An 18,771-nucleotide genomic window follows, 5' to 3' on the forward strand; every position below is an offset into this window, starting at 1 on the left:
CCGGCCTTCCCTGCGAAGGCGGACGCTTATCCAATGCCCGACAAGCGGGCGCCCCTACCGCCCGGCCATTGCCCGGACCGCATCCGCTCCCCGGCGGGAAATGCGAATCCAATATTCTTCAAGCGTCTTGAGATGGGTGCGCAGCTTTATGGCCGGCTTTTCCACGAAGTGCCACGACATCACGCCGCACAGGATGGACAGCGGGACGGCGAAGAGCAAATTGAGGTACCAGACGCGGCTGAAAGGCAAAACGTCGGCGATAAACTGCTGAATGACGTATCCGTAAAGATAGATGCCATACGAATAGTCACTCAAGCCGACGAATGCGCGGCGTTTCGGATTGCACAATCCGAGGAAGATCGTCGCGTATGCCGCAAAAAACATCCCTATATAGTGCCCGACCGGAATGTAGGTCGTGAAAAAAACGGCAAGCAGAAGGGCGGCGACGAAGAGGCGCCAGTCCCAGGGAATTTCATCTTTATAGAGAAACAAGGCCACGCCGAGCAGGAAGCACACGATCAGTTCGCGGCCGGAAACGTGCCCGACGAGAGCAACGAAGGGATGAGCCCCTGCCATCGCCGGGCGGACCACCTCCACAAAGATGCAATAGAACAAAAGCAGCCCGAGGGCCGGAAACACCAGGACGCGCCGGCGCTTGACCCCGATCACGATCAGGATGGAGATCGCGACGTAGCACATCAATTCCCACGGAACGGTCCAGAGCTGCCAGTTCACGATGAGCGGCTTCGGATTGTTCACGAAAACGCCGGGCAGCCAATACGTAATATGGCCAGTCACGTTGACCAGATAGCGGAAAAACAGCGGGTCCGTGAAATATTCTCTGAGGGGAAGAACAGTGACTAATGGGCCGATGATGAAGGCCGAGAGAATGACCTCCACCATAAGTGCCGGATAGATGCGAATGAAGCGCAGCCCGGCGAACATTACGAGGGTCTTGGATCGGAACATACTTCCGGAGACCAGAAATCCGCTCAGAATGAAGAAGGCTGGAAGGACAAGCTGGAAATAGGGTGCGAACGTACCGTTGAAGAACTCTTCTCCGAAGGCTTCACCCTGAGCGATGGTCGCGGCATGAGGCACGAGAACGGAAAGCGCGAGGATCAGCCTCAGAAAATCGAACCCGGAAGGTCTGAAATCGTCAAGCTCGAGCTTGGCGCCCAGCGAAAGTGGACGTGATGAATTGACCATTTGGAATCCCGCCCCCGGGGTCGCGCCGTTCTTTGCCCCGTCCATCACCGGGTCCAGCCAGCCGCTCCGCTGACTAGAGAGGCCTGGTGGGCATGTCCCAGCATTTCCGAACTTGACCCGTTGATAAATATCAGGTCGCCCTTGGTCACGGAAGTCAGCGCTGCCAATTTCTGCGGCACTGCAGCAAAAAAGCATCTTTGGCATCATCTGCCGCATGGAAACTCCACCTTAACCCATCACCGCCATTCTCACGATCGTGAGTAAGCGTTGCGTAGGGTTGCGTCATGCGTAGTGTGGCCAAGGGGGCGGCCGGGCGGACGGCGCGTCAATGTCGTCCGGAGTATCCCGCAATCGCCCCCTTGGCGGCCCCACCGGCCGCACCTCGGGGAGCGGTTTCGGACCGCGCTCTCCCCCTCAATGAAATTCTGATCGGCGACACCATCGCCCGCATGGCGGCCCTGCCCGCCGGCTCGGTCGATCTCGTCTTTGCCGATCCGCCCTACAACCTCCAGCTCGGTGGCGAGCTGAAGAGGCCGGACGAAAGCCGCGTGGACGCGGTGGACGACCATTGGGACCAGTTCGAGAGCTTCGCGGCCTATGATGCCTTCACCCGCGCCTGGCTGCTGGCCGCGCGGCGGGCGCTGAAGCCCAACGGCACGCTCTTCGTCATCGGCTCCTATCACAACATCTTCCGCGTCGGCGCGCTGATGCAGGATCTGGGCTTCTGGATCCTCAACGACATCATCTGGCGCAAGGCGAACCCCATGCCCAACTTCCGGGGCCGGCGCTTCACCAATGCGCACGAGACCCTGATCTGGGCCGCCCGCAGCGCCGATTCGAAATACACCTTCAATTACGAGGCGCTGAAAGCCGGCAACGAGGATGTGCAGGTGCGCTCCGACTGGCTCTTCCCGCTCTGCACCGGGCAGGAGCGGCTGAAGGACGAGAAGGGCCGCAAGCTCCACCCCACCCAGAAGCCCGAGGCGCTGCTCGCCCGCGTGCTCCTGTCCTCCACCAAGCCCGGCGACGTGGTGCTCGACCCCTTCTTCGGCTCCGGCACGACGGGCGCGGTGGCGAAGCGGCTGCGGCGGTCCTTCATCGGCATCGAGCGCGAAGAGACCTATGCCGAGGCGGCGCGCCAGCGCATCGACGCCGTTGAGCCGCTGTCGGAAGAGGCGCTGGTCGCCCCGCCGAGCGCGCGGGAGGCCCCGCGTGTCGCCTTCTCGGCTCTGGTGGAGCGTGGCCTCGTCACCCCCGGCGCGGAACTCACCGACGCCAAGGGCCGCTTCCGCGCCGTGGTGCGGGCGGACGGCACCATTTCGCTGGCCGACAGCCCGAACGTGGGCTCCATCCATCGCGTCGGCGCCCTCGCCCAGGGGGCGGAGGCCTGCAATGGCTGGACCTTCTGGCATGTGGAAGAGGCGGGCCGCCGCCACCCCATCGACATCCTGCGCGCCCGCCTCCGGGCGGAGATGGGCATCGCCGCCGAATAATCTCTTGACCGCCGGTCTCGGTCTTTGACCGATACCGAGTGGGTTACGCTCAAGCGCCGCGCGGGCTCGACCAAGTGCCCGTGAGTCAGGCTCACGGGCACTTGGTTCATTCCACGCCCCCATGCGCGAGCACCTTGCGCATGACCGAGGGCAGGGCCTCCGCATCGAACCCGTCCGGCGTTACCCAGCGGTGACCCTCCGGAGCGGGCGTTCCGGCCGGCAGATCGGCGCGGAGCACCTTCAGCGTCAGCGCGAAATGGGTGAAGACGTGCTCCACCGCGCCGGGCAGCGCCCGCCAGCGGGTCTTGAGGGGCGCGTGCGCCTCCGGCGCCTCTGGTTTCGGCCCCCAGGGGGTGGAGGGCACTTCCGTCATCTTCGCCAGAAGCCCCTTGTCGGGCCGGGTGCGCAGCAGCACCGCGCCATCCGCCCGCACGGCGAGGAAGGCGACGCCCTCCCGCTTCGGCTTCTCGCCCTTGGGCGCCTTCACCGGATAGAGCGCGGCGTCCCCCGCCGCCCGCGCGTCGCACGGCTCCATCCACGGGCAGAGCGAGCAGGCGGGCGAACGCGGCGTGCAGATGGTGGCGCCGAGATCCATCATCGCCTGCGCGAAATCGCCCGGTCGCTTAGCGGGCGTCAGCGCGGCGGCGAGCGCCTTGATGCGCGGCTTGGCGCCGGGCAGCGGCTCGGCCACCCGATAGAGCCGTGAGACGACACGTTCGATATTGCCGTCCACCGGGCTCGCCTTGAGGTCGAAGGCGATGGCCGCGATGGCCGCCGCCGTATAGGGGCCGATGCCGGGCAGATCGAGCAGGGCCGCCTCGTCGTCCGGAAAGCGCCCGCCATGGCGCGCCACCACCGCCTGCGCGCAGGCGTGCAGATTGCGGGCGCGGGCGTAATAGCCAAGCCCCGCCCAGGCGGAGAGCACCTCCTCCAGCGGCGCGGCGGCGAGGTGGGAGACCGTCGGCCAGCGGGCGAGGAAACCGGTGAAATACGGCCCCACGGCCTTCACCGTGGTCTGCTGGAGCATGATCTCGGAGAGAAAGACGTGGTAGGGATCGGCCTGCCGGCCCGGCTCGGCGCGCCAGGGCAGGCGGCGGCGGTGGCGGTCGTACCAGGCGAGGAGCGCGGCGGGAGCCGGGGCTCCGGTTCCGGACTTTTGGGCACCGCTTGCGGCCGCGCGTGCGGCGGGGGAGGATGTCATGCGGCCAAGGTGGCCGCGCCCGCGTGCCGGGGCAAGGGGCTCCGACACCACATCGTCCACCATTCCCATCCGTTCGCCGGAGACGCCTTGAACACGTCCAACTTCACCCGCCGCTATCGTGGCCCGCGCCCCCTCGCCGATTTCGTGGCGCCGGGGATCAGCGACCTGTGCGGCCGCGCCGGCTTCTCGGTGGTGGAGGTGGTGACCCACTGGGACGAGATCGTCGGCCCGGACCTCGCGCCCCGCTGCATCCCCCTCAAGCTGCAATGGCCGCGGGAGGACGGGGCGGCGGCGACCCTCGTGGTACGGGTGGAGGGCGCCTACGCCATCGAGCTGCAATATGCCGCCGGCGTGGTGGTGGAGCGAATCAACGCCTATTTCGGCTGGCGCTGCGTCGGCCGGCTCACTTTGCGCCAAGGCCCCGTGCCGCCGCGCCACGCCCCGCCTCCCGTGCCGCCGAAGCCCGACAAGGCGGCGGTGGCGGCCGTGCGGCAGGAGCTCAACGAGGAGATCGGCGCCTTCGAGGACGAGGCATTGGCGAACTCCCTCGCCAAGCTCGGCGCGCTGGTGCGGCGCGAGCGGAGCGGCGGCTGAGGCGCGCGGCGCGCCGGCGGCGTTCACCGGTCCGTTATCTCGGCCGGACGGCGCAGGCCTTTCCCGCCATAAGGGCGACATGATAGAGCGCGAAAGCTCTCATGCAGGTTCGGCGGTGCAGCGCCGGACTGACCCCGTTTCCTATTCTGATGCCCTAACGGAACCGGCGATGCGGCCAAGATCGGGAAAGCCCGGTCGCCAGCCGCCGGACCATTCGGAGATGTCCATGATTGTCGATCGCCGCCGTTTCCTGGTCACCGCAGGTCTCGCCGCGCTGGCGGCCGGGCTCGGCCTGCCCCTGTCGTTTGATCCGGCCGCGGCCCAGACGGTGGAGCAGGCCAAGCTGATCGCGCCCGCCGCGAGCCCCCTACCGGAGAAGGCGCTGGGCAGCGCCACGGCGCCGGTCACCGTCATCGAATATGCCTCGATGACCTGCAGCCACTGCGCCGCCTTCCACACCGGCACCTTCCCCGAGCTGAAGAAGAAGTACATCGACACCGGCAAGGTGCGCTTCATCTTCCGCGAATTCCCGTTCGAGCCGGTGGCCACCGCCGCCTTCATGCTCGCCCGCTGCATGCCCGAGGACAAATATTTCCCGATGGTCTCGACCCTGTTCGAGACGCAGAAGACCTGGGCCTACAGCACCGATCCCGCCGCCGGCCTCCTCGCCGTTGCCAAGCAGGCCGGCATGAGCCAGGCCGATTTCGAGAAGTGCCTCACCGACCAGCAGCTCGGCGAGAAGGTGCAGGAAAGCGCCCTCTACGCCAACAAGGAGCTGGGCGTGAACGCGACCCCCACCTTCTTCATCAACGGCAAGAAGGTCTCCGGCGCCCTCGGCATCGCCGAGTGGGACAAGGAACTGGCGCCGCTGCTCGCCGGCAAGTGAGGCGAGCCACAATTGCCTTCAAGGGCCGGCGCACCACGCCGGCCCTTTTGTTTTAAGAGGCTCGCACTCACGCCGCCCGGAGCTTCTTCTCCACATAGCGGCTTTCCTGGGTGCGCCCGCCATAGCCGTAGGCATCGGCCTTCACCTCGCGCACGAGGATGTAGCTCTCTTCGTCCAGGTTCGGCAGCAGGCCGGACATGGCGGCGAACACCGCTTCCAGATAGGCGCCCTTCTCGTCCTTGGTGTTGGTGCCATCCACCACGAGAATGTCGAGGGAGAAGGACGAGCGCCCCTTCGCCGACAGCGCCTCCCCGCCCACGAACCACTGCTCCGCCGGGACGAAGGAGACGGCCACCGCCGTCACCTTCGGGTCCTTGCGCAGGATGCGGGCGGTGAGATCGGACAGGGTGGCGGCAACCTTCGCCGCGAGGGTGGCGTCCGGGGTGCCGGACAGTTGCACGTTCAGAATGGGCATCTCTTCCTCCATCGGCGCGATGCTTGGCATCGGCCGCGATGGCTCCTTGTACGCCGCCCCAACTCATGAGAAAAATTGAATTCTAAAATCCCAGAGTTTTGCTAATCTCATATCATGATCCGCAATCTCGATCTCGACCTCATCCGCAGCTTCGCCGCCGTGGCCGACCTCGGCTCCATCTCCGCGGCGGCGCGCAAGGTGGGTCGCAGCCAGTCGGCGGTGAGCCTGCAGATGGACCGCCTCGCCGAGGCGGTGGGCTTCTCGCTTCTGGAGCGGCGCGGGCGGGCCGTGTCGCCCACCCCGCGGGGGGCGGCCTTCCTGGAGGACGCGCGGCGTCTCCTCGATCTCAATGACCGCATCCTCACCCAGCACGTCCATGGCGCCTTCGCCCAGCCGCTGCGCCTGGGCTTCGTGCAGGATGTGGGCGAGCAGGTGCTCCAGCGCATCCTCTACCGGCTCTCGGCCAGCTTCCCGCAGGCGCCCATCACCGTGCGCGTCTGTACCACCACCCACATGCTCGACATGCTGCGCGCCGAGGAGCTGGACGTGGCCGTGGGCTTTCGCAGCGAGAGTGAGCTGCCGGCCTCCCTGCTGCTGCGCGAATCCATGGTTTGGATCGCGGCGCGGCAGCTGCGCCTCGACCGGGAGGCGCCGGTGCCGCTCGTGCTGTTCGAGCACCCGTGCAGCTGTCGCACCGCCGCCATCGCCGCGCTCAACGCCGCAGGGCGACCGTTCCGCATCGCCTTCACCAGCCCCAGCCTGCCGGGCCTGATGGCGGCGGTGGGGGCGGGCATGGGCGTCACCGTGCGCTCGCCGCGGGCGCTTCGGCCGGACCTCGCCGTGGTCGCCGACCTCGACCGCGCGGCGCTGCCGGACATGGAATTCCTGCTCTACACCCGCCCCGGCGCCCGCCCGCCGGCGCTGCAGAAGGTGGAGGAGGTGCTGCAGGAGGAATTGCGGCGCGAGCATCCGCTCTACGCCGTGGCTTAAGCCCGCGTTGGGACGATCATCCGCCGCGGGCAGCACGTCCACCCCGCACCCCCGTCATGGCCGGGCTTGTCCCGGCCATCCACGTGGCCCGGCCGGGCACACATTCCGGGCTAACCGCTCCATCGGCCCGACGTGGATGCCCGGGACTAACCCGGGCATGACGACACCGCAAATCTGGACACACCGGGACGAACCCGGCAGGCTTTTCCCATCGTTCGGTCCGGGACTGCCCATTTCGAGCCCGGCGGAGATTGCCCCATGAGCACCACACAGCCGACCCTCAAGACGGGCCCTGCCTTCCCGTTCGACAATTCCTATGCCCGCGACCTCGCCGGCTTCTATGCGCCGGTCCTGCCGACGCCAGTCGAGGCGCCGGCCCTGGTGAAGGTCAACGCCGCCCTCGCCGAGCTGCTGGGCCTCGACCCCGCCCATCTTGCGACGCCCGAGGGCGTGGCGGTGTTCGCCGGCCTCGCCGTGCCGGAGGGGGCGGAGCCCATCGCTCTGGCCTATGCCGGGCACCAGTTCGGCCATTTCTCGCCGCAGCTGGGGGATGGCCGCGCCATCCTGCTCGGCGAGGTGGTGGGCCGGGACGGGCTGCGCCGCGACATCCAGCTGAAGGGCTCCGGCCCCACCCCCTTCTCCCGCCGGGGCGACGGGCGGGCCGCGCTCGGGCCGGTGCTGCGCGAATACATCGTCAGCGAGGCCATGGCGGCGCTGGGCATTCCCACCACGCGAGCACTGGCGGCAGTGACCACCGGCGAGCGCGTGGTGCGCGATCGTGCCCTGCCCGGCGGCGTGCTGGCACGGGTGGCGGCGAGCCACATCCGCATCGGCACCTTCCAGTTCTTCGCCTCCCGCAAGGCGTTCGACGCGGTGAAGCAGCTCGCCGACTACACCATCGCCCGCCACTATCCCGACCTCGCGGGGGCGGAGAACCCCTATCTCGCTCTGCTTGACGGCGTGATCGGCCGGCAGGCGGCGCTGGTGGCGCGGTGGCTCTGCGTCGGCTTCATCCATGGGGTGATGAACACGGACAACATGTCGGTCTCGGGGGAAACGATCGATTACGGCCCCTGCGCCTTCATGGACGCCTACGACCCCAACACGGTCTTCTCCTCCATCGACGAGATGGGGCGCTATGCCTATGGCAACCAGCCGGACATCGCCCACTGGAACCTCGCCCGCTTCGCCGAATGCCTGATCCCCATCATGGGAGAGGACCGGGAGGCCGCCATCGCCGCCGCCAATGCGGCGTTGGGCACCTTCCCCGCACGCTTCTATGCGGCCTACCACGCCGGGCTTGCCGCCAAGATCGGCCTGCCGGAGGCGAGCGAAGAGGATGTGGCCCTCGCCCATGACCTCCTCAACGTGATGAACGGCTCCAAGGCCGACTTCACCCTCACCTTCCGCCGCCTCGGCGCGCTCGCGGAGGATGCGGAGGCAGGCGGGCCGGTGCGCGACCTGTTCCTCGACCGGGCGGCCTTTGACGCCTGGGCCGAACGCTGGCGCGCGCGCCTCGCCGAGACCGGCCGATCCGGCGCCGACATCCGCGCCGGGATGGATGCGGTGAACCCGCTCTTCATCCCCCGCAACCATCTGGTGGAAGAGGTCATCGCCGCCGCCATCGAGCGCGGCGACCTCGGCCCCTTCGAGCGGCTGAACACGGTGCTGGCGCGGCCCTATGACGAGCAGCCGGAATTCACCGCCTATGCGGGGCTGCCGCCCTCCATGGAGGGGTACCGGACGTTCTGCGGGACCTAACGGCGGGGGGCTCCCTCTCCCCTTGCGGGAGAGGGCTGGGGTGAGGGGTATCGCGCCGCCCGAACCGGCATCGGACATGTGGAGGCAGCCCCCTCACCCCCAGCCCCTCTCCCGCAAGGGGAGAGGGGAGCAGCGTCGCCCCATCGCTCGTCTGTACCGCACAGCCCAAAAGAAAAGGGCGCGGCCGAAGCCGCGCCCTCTCTCATTTCTGGACCGGGGGATGGATCAGAAGTCCATGCCACCCATGCCGCCCATGCCACCGCCGGGCATGGAGGGCATGCCGGAGTCGCGCTTGGGCAGCTCGGCGACGAGCGCCTCGGTGGTGACGATCAGGGCCGCGATGGAGGCGGCGTCCTGGAGCGCGGTGCGCACGACCTTGGCCGGATCGACGATGCCGGCGGCGATCATGTCCACATACTCTTCCGTCTGGGCGTTGAAGCCGAAGGACGGATCGTTGGACTCCTGCACCTTGCCCACCACGATGGAGCCTTCCACGCCAGAATTCTCGGCGATCTGGCGGATGGGGGCCTCGAGGGCGCGCAGGACGATCTTGATGCCGGCCTTGATGTCGGCGTTGTCGGAGGTGACCTTCTCCACCGCCGCCTTGGCGCGGAGCAGGGCGACACCACCGCCGGGAACGATGCCTTCTTCCACCGCGGCGCGGGTGGCGTTGAGCGCGTCGTCAACGCGGTCCTTCTTCTCCTTCACCTCGACCTCGGTCGAGCCGCCGACGCGGATCACCGCGACGCCGCCCGCGAGCTTGGCCAGACGCTCCTGGAGCTTCTCACGGTCGTAGTCCGAGGAGGTCTCCTCGATCTGCGCCTTGATCTGGTTCACGCGGGCCTCGATGTCGGCCTTCTCGCCGACGCCGTCCACGATGGTGGTCTTTTCCTTCTCGAGGATGACCTTCTTGGCGCGGCCGAGCTGGGCGATGGTGACGTTCTCGAGCTTGATGCCGAGATCCTCGGAGATCACGGTGCCGCCGGTGAGGATGGCGATATCCTCGAGCATCGCCTTGCGGCGATCACCGAAGCCGGGAGCCTTCACCGCCGCGACCTTCAGGCCGCCGCGCAGCTTGTTGACCACGAGGGTGGCGAGCGCCTCGCCTTCCACGTCCTCGGCGATGATGACGAGGGGACGGCCGGTCTGCACCACGGCCTCGAGGACCGGCAGGATCGGCTGGAGGCCGGAGAGCTTCTTGTCGAAGATCAGGAGGAAGGGCTCTTCCAGATCGGCGATCATCTTCTCCGCATTGGTGATGAAGTACGGAGAGAGATAGCCGCGGTCGAACTGCATGCCTTCGACCACTTCGAGCTCGGTCTCGGCGGTCTTGGCTTCCTCGACGGTGATGACACCCTCGTTGCCCACGCGCTGCATGGCGCCGGCGATCATCTCGCCGATGGAGGCATCGCCGTTGGCGGAGATGGTGCCGACCTGCGCCACTTCGGCGGAGGACGAGACCTTCTTGGCGCGGGCGCGGATGTCGGCGATGGCCGCGGCGACGGCGAGGTCGATGCCGCGCTTCAGATCCATCGGGTTCATGCCGGCGGCGACCGACTTGGCGCCTTCCTTCACGATGGCCTGGGCCAGAACGGTAGCGGTGGTGGTGCCGTCGCCGGCGAGGTCGTTGGTCTTGGAGGCGACCTCACGCACGAGCTGGGCGCCGAGATTCTCGAACTTGTCCTCGAGCTCGATCTCCTTGGCCACCGACACACCGTCCTTGGTGATGCGGGGGGCGCCGAAGCTCTTCTCGATCACCACGTTGCGGCCCTTGGGACCCAGGGTGACCTTTACGGCGTTGGCGAGGATATCGACGCCGCGCAGGAGCTTCTCGCGCGCGTCGGAAGAGAACTTCACTTCTTTGGCAGCCATGACGGCCTCCTTATGATTCTGTTTCTGTGGAGCGGCTCAGCAACTCACACGGCACATCACTTGGCCAAGCTCACTTGGCGATGACGCCGAGGATGTCGCTTTCCTTCATGATGAGCAGGTCCTGGCCGTCGATCTTGACCTCGGTGCCGGACCACTTGCCGAACAGCACGCGGTCGCCGGCCTGCACGTCGAGGGGGACGAGCTTGCCGCTCTCGTCACGGGCACCGGCGCCCACCGCGATCACCTCGCCCTCCTGGGGCTTTTCCTTGGCGGTGTCGGGGATGATGATGCCGCCGGCGGTCTTCTGCTCGGCTTCGATGCGCTTGACGACCACGCGGTCGTGCAGAGGACGGAAGGACATGGGTCGTTACCTCTTCGAGGGGAGCGCGGGCACTGGCCCGCCGTTCTGGCACTCCCGAATGAAGAGTGCCAAGCTCGTCGCGGAGATAAGGGCGCGCCCGGCCAACGTCAAGGCGCGCTGCAGCAATCAGGGAGCTAGCAAAGCGGTAACGAGCCGTGGGATAAGCTCTTTGGGAGCTGAGGCTTGACGGCGGACGGGGGCGGATGCAGACGGCATCGACGACGACGGCGCAAGCCTTTATGGTCAGGCGACTGTCTGGGTGGTCGCATTCTTGTTCCAGGCGGCGGGAGGCCTCGGAAAGCACATGACGAAGATGGTTGCGGGATCCAAGTCTGCTTTCGGGCGGTCCGCTTTCGGATGGACGGCCTTCGGGCGGCCGCGCGCCGCGCTGGCCGGCGCCGCCCTCACCGTGCTGGCCCTCGGCCTCGCCGGCTGCGAGACGACCCCCTCCGCGCCGCCACCGGCCGCGCGCCCGGTCTATACCAGCCCGATCCCGCCCGACCGCCTCGTCGGCCGCTGGGGCCTTGCCGCCTACCACCGCCCGGACGACGCCACGCGCACCGAAGCCCAGGCCAAGGCCTCCTGCGGCAACCAGCCCTACGTCATTACCGCAGGCACCAATGGCGGCGTGATGATGTATCTCGCCGACGACAACAAGCTGACCGAGCTGGTCTCCAAGCAGGTGGGCAACGGCCCGGTCTATATCGGCCCGCCCGACGACCCGGCCGGCGGCGAGCGCGACCGTCAGGTGGTGCGCTTCGACAACAACATCCTGGTGCTGAAGTTCGTCGATCCGGAAGTGGCCAAGCGCTACGGCACCATGGTCTACGTGCGCTGCGCGTGATCTGAGGGGCCCCGCGCCCTTCTTTTCGAGCCCAGCGCCCGAGGGCGCTGAAGCATCCTGAAAAGCTCACCGCCCAAAGGCGGCGAAATCACCTTGAAAAGCTCACCGCCCAAAGGCGGTGAGCATGGCGGACCCCCGGTTGGTGGGGTCGAACAGGTGCAGGCCCAGTTCCTCGGCCAGTTCCCGGAAGGCGGCGATGCCGCGCACGGAATTGCCCCGCCCATCGAGACGGGGTGAATAGGTGGCGATGCCGAGCTGGCGGTTGACCACCCCGAGGATACCGCCGCCCACCCCGCTCTTGGCCGGAACGCCCACGTCGAAGGCCCAGTTGCCGGCGAAATTGTACATCCCGCAGGTGAACATCACGGCGAGCGTGGAGCGCACAGCATCCACCGCGAAGGCCGTCGTGCCGGTGAGCGGGTTCTCGCCGATATTGGCGAGCGTCGCCCCCATGCGGGCGAGGTCTCCGGCCGTCACCAATATTGAGCACTGGCGGAAATAGAGGTCCAGCGTCGCGTCCACCCCGGCGGTGAGCGCGCCGGCGCTGGTGAGGAGATGGGCGATGCCGCGGTTGCGGTGCGCCGTCTCGGCCTCCGAGCGGAACACCGCCTCGTCCACCACGAGCCGCCGCCCGGCTGCGGCGGAGAAGCGGTCCAAAACGAAATCCAGCGCCTCGGCGCCGAGATGCTCCACCAGCAGGCCCGAAACGGTGATGGCCCCGGCATTCACCATGGGGTTGAAGGGCCGGTTGGTCTCGGCATCGAAGACGATGGCGTTGAAGGCATCCCCCGAAGGCTCCACCCCGACGCGGGAGAGCACCTTTTCGCGGCCAGCCACCTCAAGGGCGAGACAGAAGGCAAATGCCTTCGAAATCGACTGGATGGTGAACGCCACGTCGGCATCCCCCACCGAGACCACCTCCCCCTCCACCGAGACGGCGGCAATGCCGAAGCGATCCGGGTCCACCAGCGCCAGTTCGGGAATGTAGTCGGCGAGCGCACCCGACGTGTCGGTGCGGGTGCGCTCATAGGTGTGGCGCACCACCGTCTCCAGACCGTAGCCGGCCGGCACCGCGGGAGCCGCATGCAGGCTCGAATCCATCTCTTCCCCCTTGCCGACCACAGGCATGGACCAGGCGGCCGCGTCGCGGTGAGCAAAGCACAAGGCGTGCCACGGCGGCCCGCCCCGACCCGTCCAGCCCGTCGCGCCGCAGGGAGGAAACGGCATTAGCTGGAATTAGTCTATTTCGATTCTTTGAAAAGATCAGAACAGTTATCGTTTTGAGACAATCCAATATTACCCGACATCATCCCCCGCATATTGCCCCAGCGGTATCTGATTAATAAAAGAGCAGGAAGTCGTCTCAATTGCGTCGAGCCCCGCGATGCCCGTCTTTACACCTCATCCGTACGATCATCGCCGCCGGAACAAGGGCTCTTTGGGTCGCAACAGCCGGCAGAGTCTCGCCGGAAAACCATTCACGACCATTGCGTTTGCCGCCAGATCTCTGCTCGCCACCTCCGCCTTGATCGTGCCCGTCAGCTTCGGCATGGCGCAGGCGCAGGAGGCGGCGCCGTCCGTCGCGCTGCCCACGGTGAACGTCGAGGGCGTGGCCGAGACCGCCTGGGGGCCGGTGGAGGGCTATGTGGCGACCCGCTCCGGCGCCGGCACCAAGACCGACACGCCGCTCATAGATACCCCGCGTTCCGTCTCCGTGGTCACCCGGCAGGAGATGGACGACCGCGGCGTCCAGAACGTGGTGGATGCCGTTTCCTACACCGCCGGCGTGCTCACCGGCTCCTATGGCTACGATCCCCGCTTCGACGACATCTATATCCGGGGCTTCTCGGTGTCGTCGCGCGGCAACTTCCGCGACAGCCTCGCCCAGCCGAGCGCCAATTTCGCCTCCTGGCGCACCGAGACCTATGGCCTTGAGCGCATCGACGTCATCAAGGGCCCCGCCAGCGTGCTCTACGGCCAGACCGTTCCGGGCGGGCTCATCAACCGCATCTCCAAGATGCCGGTGGACACGCCGTTCGCGGAAGTGGAAGGCCAGCTCGGCGATCCCGCATGGTCGCAGGCCGCGTTCGACGTGGGCGGCCGGGCCAACGCGGACGGCAGCGTGCTCTACCGCCTCACCGGCGTCGCCCGCGCCGCCGACGGGACTGTGAGCTACAGCACCAACAACGCGCTCTACCTCGCGCCGGCGGTGACCTTCCAGAACGACACCACGCGCCTCACCATCCTCGGCACCGTGCTGGACAGCCGGACGCCCTCGAACACTCAGTATTGGCAGACCCCCACGATGCTCACGCGCATCCCCATGGGGACCACCTACAACGCCATCCAGCAGACGCAGGAGCAGATCGGCTACCAGCTGGAGCACGCCTTCAACGACGTGTGGAGCGCCAAGCAAAACGTCCGCTACGGCCACATCGACAATCACAGCATGTGGACGGACGCCAACGGCGTCATGAACGGGCCGCTCATCTCCATGACGGCCACCAACTACATCGAGACCGTGAACAGCTTCCAGGCCGACAACCAGCTGCAGGCCAAGTTCACCACCGGCCCGGTCGAGCACAAGGTGCTGGGCGGCGTGGACTATCTCTGGCTGGACAGCTCCTACGGCATGGGCGACGGGCCGGCGGGGGACGTGAACATCTTCAACCCCAACGTGCCCAACCTCCTGGTCATGCCGGCCATCACGTCGCGGGACGGCGCGGGGCTCAATCAGGTCGGGCTCTATCTTCAGGACCAGATGGCATTCGGCAACGGCTGGCGTTTCCTCATCGGCGGGCGGCAGGACTTCGCCTCCACCAGCCAGAGCAGCTTCGGCATCGAGACCGCCGGCCGCGACGACCAGGCCTTCACCTGGCAGGCCGGGCTGCTCTATGCGTTCGAGAACGGCGTCTCGCCTTATGTGAGCTATGCGACGTCCTTCCTGCCCTCCATCAACGTGGACCAGAGCGGCCAGCTTCTGGAGCCGTCCAGCGGCGAGCAGTACGAGGCGGGCGTGAAGTATCAGCCCAAGGGCGGGCGCAGCTTCTTCACCCTGTCAGCCTACCAGATCACCCAGAACAATTACGCCGTGCCGGACCCGGTGAGCTTCTTCTACCTCCCGGTGGGCAACGTGCGCGTGCGCGGCTTCGAGGCGGAGGCGCTGGTGGAGCTGGCGCAGGGGCTTGATCTGACCGCCGCCTATACCTTCACCCAGGGCCGCATCATCAACAGCCTCGATGTTCCGACCATCGGCAACACGCCGCCCAACATGCCCGCGCACATCGCCTCGCTCTGGGCGAAATACACCGTGCAGGACGGCGACTGGAAGGGCTTCGGCGTGGGCGGCGGCATCCGTTATATCGGTCCGTTCTGGTCGGATACCAACAATCTCTACAAGAACGGCGCGCAATATCCGGTGGATGCCGCGCTCTATTATGAGAAGGACAACTGGAACTTCCAGTTGAACGCGAAGAACGTCTTCGGGCAGCAGAACGCGCTGTTGAACGAAGGCTACTGGTACTGGCAGCAGGGACGCTCGGTGATCGCCTCCGTGCGCTATCGCTGGTGAGCCCCGGGGCGAAGCCGGCGCCGGCGAAGCGCTTCACCCTGCGGCCGGGGCTGGTGTGGGCGCACCGCATCCTCGGCCTGTCCACCGCGCTGTTCCTGGTGATCGCCGGGCTGACCGGCAGCGTCCTCGCCTTCCACCACGAGCTGGACGAGTGGCTGAACCCCTCCGCCTACCGCGCCACCGCCGTGGGCACGCCGCTGTCGCCGGACGCCTTGGCGCGGGCGGTGGAGGCCGGCCATCCCGACTTTCGTGTCTGGTACCTGTCGCTGCCCCACGAAGCCGGCGAGGCGGCGGAGGTCGCGGCCCTCGGGCGCATCGATCCGGCGACGGGCGAGCCGGTGCCGATCCCGGCGGATACCTTCCTGGTGGACCCGGTGAGCGGCGAGGTGCTAGCGGCGCGCCTGTGGGGCGCGTGCTGCTTCTCCGCGCTCAAGATCATGCCCTTCCTCTATGAACTGCACCACAATCTGAGCCTGCCCGGCATCTATGGCACGCTGCTCATGGGCGGGGTGGCGCTGCTCTGGCTGGTGGACGGCTTCGTCGGCTTCGCGCTGACCCTGCCGCGCGGGCGGCCGTTCCTCACCAAATGGCGATCCGCCTTCACCATCAAGGGCGGCAGTGCCTTCCGCCTCAACATCGACCTGCACCGGGCGGCCGGGCTCTGGCTGTTCGTGGTGCTGATCGCCCTCGCTCTGTCCTCGGTGGCCATGAATTTGCGGCAGGAGGTGGTGGAGCCGGTGGTGGGCCTCGTCTCGAAGCTCACGCCCACGCCCTTCTCCGGCGGACCGCTGGCGCCCCTGCGCGAGCGCACCCTCTCCTTCGATACCGTGCTGGAGGCGGGGCTGAAGGAGGCGCGCGGACGGGGCTGGCAGGAGCCGGCGGGCGAGATCTTCTACTCGCCCCATTATGGGGTGTTCGGCGTCGCCTTCGGCGATCACGACGACCCCATGGACAGGCGCTGGCTCTATTTCGACGGCGCGACGGGAGCGTTCCGCAGCGCCAGCCTGCCGGGCGTGGGCACGGCAGGGGATGTCTTCATCCAGCTCCAGTTCCCCATCCATTCGGGCCGCGTCTTCGGCCTGACGGGGCGCATCATCATCGCCGTGATGGGCGTGGTGATCGCCGGCCTCGCCATCACCGGCGTCGCGGTGTGGTGGATGAAGCGCAAGGGGCGCGTGGGCCGGAAAGGAAAGGCGGCTGCATCGGGCAAGTCACGGCCGGCGCGCACCACGGCTGCGCCGGCACGACCCGACGGTGCCCCCGCGGCCGCGCGGCAGGAGGGCCAGATCTCGCAGAACGGCTAGCTCTTGCTGAGATCTTCGACCGTGGCGGACGCCACGTTCTTCTTGATGGACTCGATGGCTTCCATCGCGGAGGACTTGGCCTTGTAGCCCTCGGAGGCGAACATCACTTCGCCGTTGGACGCCTTGTAGCGGAACCGGAATTCGCCGGCTTTGTCCTTATAAACCTCGAACTTCGCCATGACGCATCCTCCCATGGGACGATCAGCGCGGCGAAGCCTGCGCCGATTCGCGGCGCAGGCAAAGTCTTCCTCACTCGTCCATCTTCAGCGCGGCGATGAAGGCTTCCTGCGGAATCTCCACCTTGCCGAACTGGCGCATCTTCTTCTTGCCTTCCTTCTGCTTGTCCAGAAGCTTGCGCTTGCGCGTGATGTCGCCGCCGTAGCACTTGGCGGTCACGTCCTTGCGCAGGGCCTTGATGGTCTCGCGGGCAATGATCTTGGCGCCGATGGCGGCCTGGATGGGGATGTTGAACAGATGCTGGGGGATGAGATCCTTCAGCTTCTCGCACATCACTCGGCCGCGCGCCTCGGCCCGCGTGCGGTGGACCAGCATGGAGAGGGCGTCCACCGGCTCGGCATTGACGAGGATGGACATCTTCACGAGGTCGCCGGGGCGGTATTCGGTGATCTGGTAGTCGAACGAGGCGTAGCCCTTGGAGATGGACTTCAGCCGGTCGTAGAAATCGAACACCACCTCGTTGAGCGGCAGGTCATAGGTGACCATGGCGCGCGCGCCCACATAGGTCAGCTCGATCTGGTTGCCGCGCCGGTCCTGGCAGAGCTTCAGCACGGAGCCGAGATAATCGTCCGGGGTGAGGATGGTGGCGCGGATCCACGGCTCGTGGATCTCCTCGATCTTCACCACGTCCGGCATGTCGGCCGGGTTGTGCAAATCGATGGTCGTGCCGTCCGTCATCTCGATCTGGTAGATGACCGAGGGCGCGGTGGCGATGAGGTCGAGATTGAACTCGCGCTCGAGGCGCTCCTGGATGATCTCCAGGTGCAGCAGCCCGAGGAAGCCGCAGCGGAAGCCGAAGCCGAGGGCGGCGGAGGTCTCCATCTCGAAGGAGAAGCTGGCGTCGTTGAGGCGCAGCTTGCCCATGGCGGCGCGCAGATCCTCGAACTGGGCCGCGTCCACCGGGAACAGGCCGCAGAACACCACCGGCTGGGCCGGCTTGAAGCCCGGCAGGGCGGCGTCGGTCTGGCGCTTGTCCTCGGTGATGGTGTCGCCGACGCGGGTGTCCGCCACTTCCTTGATGGAGCCGGTGAGAAAGCCGATCTCACCCGGGCCCAGCTCGCTCATCACCACCATCTTGGGGGTGAACACGCCCACGCGGTCCACGTCATAGACGGCGCCGGAGCCCATCATCTTGATGCGCTGGCCCTTCTTGAGCACGCCGTCGACGATGCGCACCAGCACCACCACGCCGAGATAGGTGTCGTACCAGCTGTCCACCAGCAGCGCCTTCAGCGGCGCCTCGCGGTCGCCCATGGGCGGCGGCAGGCGGGTGACGATGGCTTCCAGCACCTGATCGACATTGAGGCCGGTCTTGGCGGAGATGCCGATGGCGTCGGAGGCGTCGAGGCCGATCACGTCCTCGATCTGCGCCTTCACCTTCTCCGGCTCGGCGGCGGGCAGGTCCACCTTGTTAAGGACCGGCACGATGTCGTGGTTGTTGTCGATGGCCTGGTAGACGTTGGCCAGCGTCTGCGCCTCCACGCCCTGGGAGGCGTCCACCACCAGCAGCGAGCCCTCCACGGCGGCGAGCGAGCGGTTCACCTCATAGGCGAAGTCCACGTGGCCGGGGGTGTCGATGAGGTTGAGGACGTAGGTCTCGCCGTCCAGCGCCTTGTAGGAGAGGCGCACCGTCTGGGCCTTGATGGTGATGCCGCGCTCGCGCTCGATATCCATGTTGTCGAGCACCTGCTCCGTCATCTCGCGCTCGGAGAGCCCGCCGGTCATCTGGATCAGGCGGTCGGCGAGGGTCGACTTCCCGTGGTCGATATGGGCGACGATGGAGAAGTTGCGGATGTGCTTCTGGGCGGTGGCGGTCATCCGGGCCGCATAGCATCGGCGCGGGGCGGCCACAAGGCGAAGGCTGATCGAGGGGCCGATGCAAGGGGACTCTCGGGGGCCTCTCTCCCCTTCGCCGCACCGCCGTAAAGACCGGAACCGGCGTCCTCATCCGCCGTGGGAGAGCCATACCATCC

General features: G+C 66.9%; 16 protein-coding genes. 8 read left to right on the plus strand and 8 right to left on the minus strand.

Annotated elements, in window-relative coordinates:
* Nucleotides 1-54: 54 nt before the first annotated feature.
* Nucleotides 55-1,425 carry an acyltransferase gene (locus FHT36_RS08135; protein WP_169121981.1) on the minus strand — a complete coding sequence of 457 codons (1,371 nt, stop codon included), beginning with the start codon at nucleotides 1,423-1,425 and terminating at the stop codon, nucleotides 55-57.
* Nucleotides 1,426-1,493: 68 nt separating this feature from the next.
* On the opposite strand from FHT36_RS08135, the gene FHT36_RS08140 reads away from it, so the two are divergent.
* A complete protein-coding gene (locus tag FHT36_RS08140) occupies nucleotides 1,494-2,702 on the plus strand; it encodes a site-specific DNA-methyltransferase (RefSeq protein WP_281408757.1) in 1,209 nt (402 codons plus the stop codon).
* Between the two features lie 106 nt (nucleotides 2,703-2,808).
* On the opposite strand, the gene mutY is transcribed toward FHT36_RS08140, so the two are convergent.
* Complete coding sequence (mutY, locus tag FHT36_RS08145) at nucleotides 2,809-3,903, minus strand: A/G-specific adenine glycosylase (RefSeq protein WP_169121983.1); 1,095 nt, start codon at nucleotides 3,901-3,903, stop codon at nucleotides 2,809-2,811.
* An 87-nt stretch (nucleotides 3,904-3,990) separates the two neighbouring features.
* On the opposite strand from mutY, the gene FHT36_RS08150 reads away from it, so the two are divergent.
* A complete protein-coding gene (locus FHT36_RS08150; RefSeq protein ID WP_210257618.1) occupies nucleotides 3,991-4,497 on the plus strand; it encodes a DUF721 domain-containing protein in 507 nt (168 codons plus the stop codon).
* 226 nt (nucleotides 4,498-4,723) lie between these two features.
* Complete coding sequence (locus FHT36_RS08155; RefSeq protein ID WP_024276938.1) at nucleotides 4,724-5,383, plus strand: DsbA family protein; 660 nt, start codon at nucleotides 4,724-4,726, stop codon at nucleotides 5,381-5,383.
* A gap of 67 nt (nucleotides 5,384-5,450) precedes the next feature.
* Here FHT36_RS08155 and FHT36_RS08160 read toward each other — a convergent pair whose 3' ends face one another.
* A complete protein-coding gene (locus tag FHT36_RS08160) occupies nucleotides 5,451-5,858 on the minus strand; it encodes a 4-oxalocrotonate tautomerase family protein (RefSeq protein WP_169121984.1) in 408 nt (135 codons plus the stop codon).
* A 114-nt stretch (nucleotides 5,859-5,972) separates the two neighbouring features.
* Here FHT36_RS08160 and FHT36_RS08165 point away from each other — a divergent pair, with 114 nt between their 5' ends.
* Both FHT36_RS08165 and FHT36_RS08170 read left to right on the plus strand, forming a co-directional pair.
* A complete protein-coding gene (locus FHT36_RS08165; protein ID WP_169121985.1) occupies nucleotides 5,973-6,848 on the plus strand; it encodes a LysR substrate-binding domain-containing protein in 876 nt (291 codons plus the stop codon).
* A gap of 258 nt (nucleotides 6,849-7,106) precedes the next feature.
* A complete protein-coding gene (locus tag FHT36_RS08170) occupies nucleotides 7,107-8,609 on the plus strand; it encodes a YdiU family protein (RefSeq protein ID WP_169121986.1) in 1,503 nt (500 codons plus the stop codon).
* 225 nt (nucleotides 8,610-8,834) lie between these two features.
* Here FHT36_RS08170 and groL read toward each other — a convergent pair whose 3' ends face one another.
* Both groL and groES read right to left on the minus strand, forming a co-directional pair.
* Nucleotides 8,835-10,481, minus strand: a complete 1,647-nt coding sequence (groL, locus tag FHT36_RS08175; protein ID WP_029556584.1) for a chaperonin GroEL — start codon at nucleotides 10,479-10,481, stop codon at nucleotides 8,835-8,837.
* A 70-nt stretch (nucleotides 10,482-10,551) separates the two neighbouring features.
* Nucleotides 10,552-10,842: a co-chaperone GroES gene (groES, locus tag FHT36_RS08180; RefSeq protein WP_024281106.1), complete on the minus strand. Its 291-nt coding sequence runs from the start codon at nucleotides 10,840-10,842 to the stop codon at nucleotides 10,552-10,554.
* Between the two features lie 304 nt (nucleotides 10,843-11,146).
* Between groES and FHT36_RS08185 the strand changes: the two genes are divergently transcribed.
* Nucleotides 11,147-11,686 carry a hypothetical protein gene (locus tag FHT36_RS08185; protein ID WP_229645552.1) on the plus strand — a complete coding sequence of 180 codons (540 nt, stop codon included), beginning with the start codon at nucleotides 11,147-11,149 and terminating at the stop codon, nucleotides 11,684-11,686.
* A gap of 102 nt (nucleotides 11,687-11,788) precedes the next feature.
* Here FHT36_RS08185 and glsA read toward each other — a convergent pair whose 3' ends face one another.
* Nucleotides 11,789-12,787, minus strand: a complete 999-nt coding sequence (glsA, locus tag FHT36_RS08190) for a glutaminase A (RefSeq protein WP_169121987.1) — start codon at nucleotides 12,785-12,787, stop codon at nucleotides 11,789-11,791.
* Nucleotides 12,788-13,217: 430 nt separating this feature from the next.
* Here glsA and FHT36_RS08195 point away from each other — a divergent pair, with 430 nt between their 5' ends.
* Both FHT36_RS08195 and FHT36_RS08200 read left to right on the plus strand, forming a co-directional pair.
* A complete protein-coding gene (locus FHT36_RS08195; protein ID WP_348644413.1) occupies nucleotides 13,218-15,257 on the plus strand; it encodes a TonB-dependent siderophore receptor in 2,040 nt (679 codons plus the stop codon).
* The gene (locus FHT36_RS08200) at nucleotides 15,254-16,561 is read left to right on the plus strand and encodes a PepSY-associated TM helix domain-containing protein (protein ID WP_210257619.1); all 1,308 of its coding nucleotides are present in this window, start codon (nucleotides 15,254-15,256) and stop codon (nucleotides 16,559-16,561) included. Before FHT36_RS08195 ends, FHT36_RS08200 begins: the two co-directional genes overlap by 4 nt.
* On the opposite strand, the gene FHT36_RS08205 is transcribed toward FHT36_RS08200, so the two are convergent.
* Nucleotides 16,558-16,740: a DUF1508 domain-containing protein gene (locus FHT36_RS08205; RefSeq protein ID WP_169121989.1), complete on the minus strand. Its 183-nt coding sequence runs from the start codon at nucleotides 16,738-16,740 to the stop codon at nucleotides 16,558-16,560. The two genes, FHT36_RS08200 and FHT36_RS08205, sit on opposite strands and share 4 nt — an antisense overlap.
* 70 nt (nucleotides 16,741-16,810) lie before the next feature.
* On the minus strand, nucleotides 16,811-18,616 hold the full coding sequence (gene lepA, locus FHT36_RS08210; protein ID WP_169121990.1) for a translation elongation factor 4: 1,806 nt from the start codon (nucleotides 18,614-18,616) through the stop codon (nucleotides 16,811-16,813).
* Nucleotides 18,617-18,771: the final 155 nt, after the last annotated feature.

Origin of the sequence: Xanthobacter sp. SG618, assembly GCF_012932745.1 — a bacterium.
Taxonomy (GTDB): Bacteria; Pseudomonadota; Alphaproteobacteria; order Rhizobiales; family Xanthobacteraceae; genus Xanthobacter; species Xanthobacter flavus.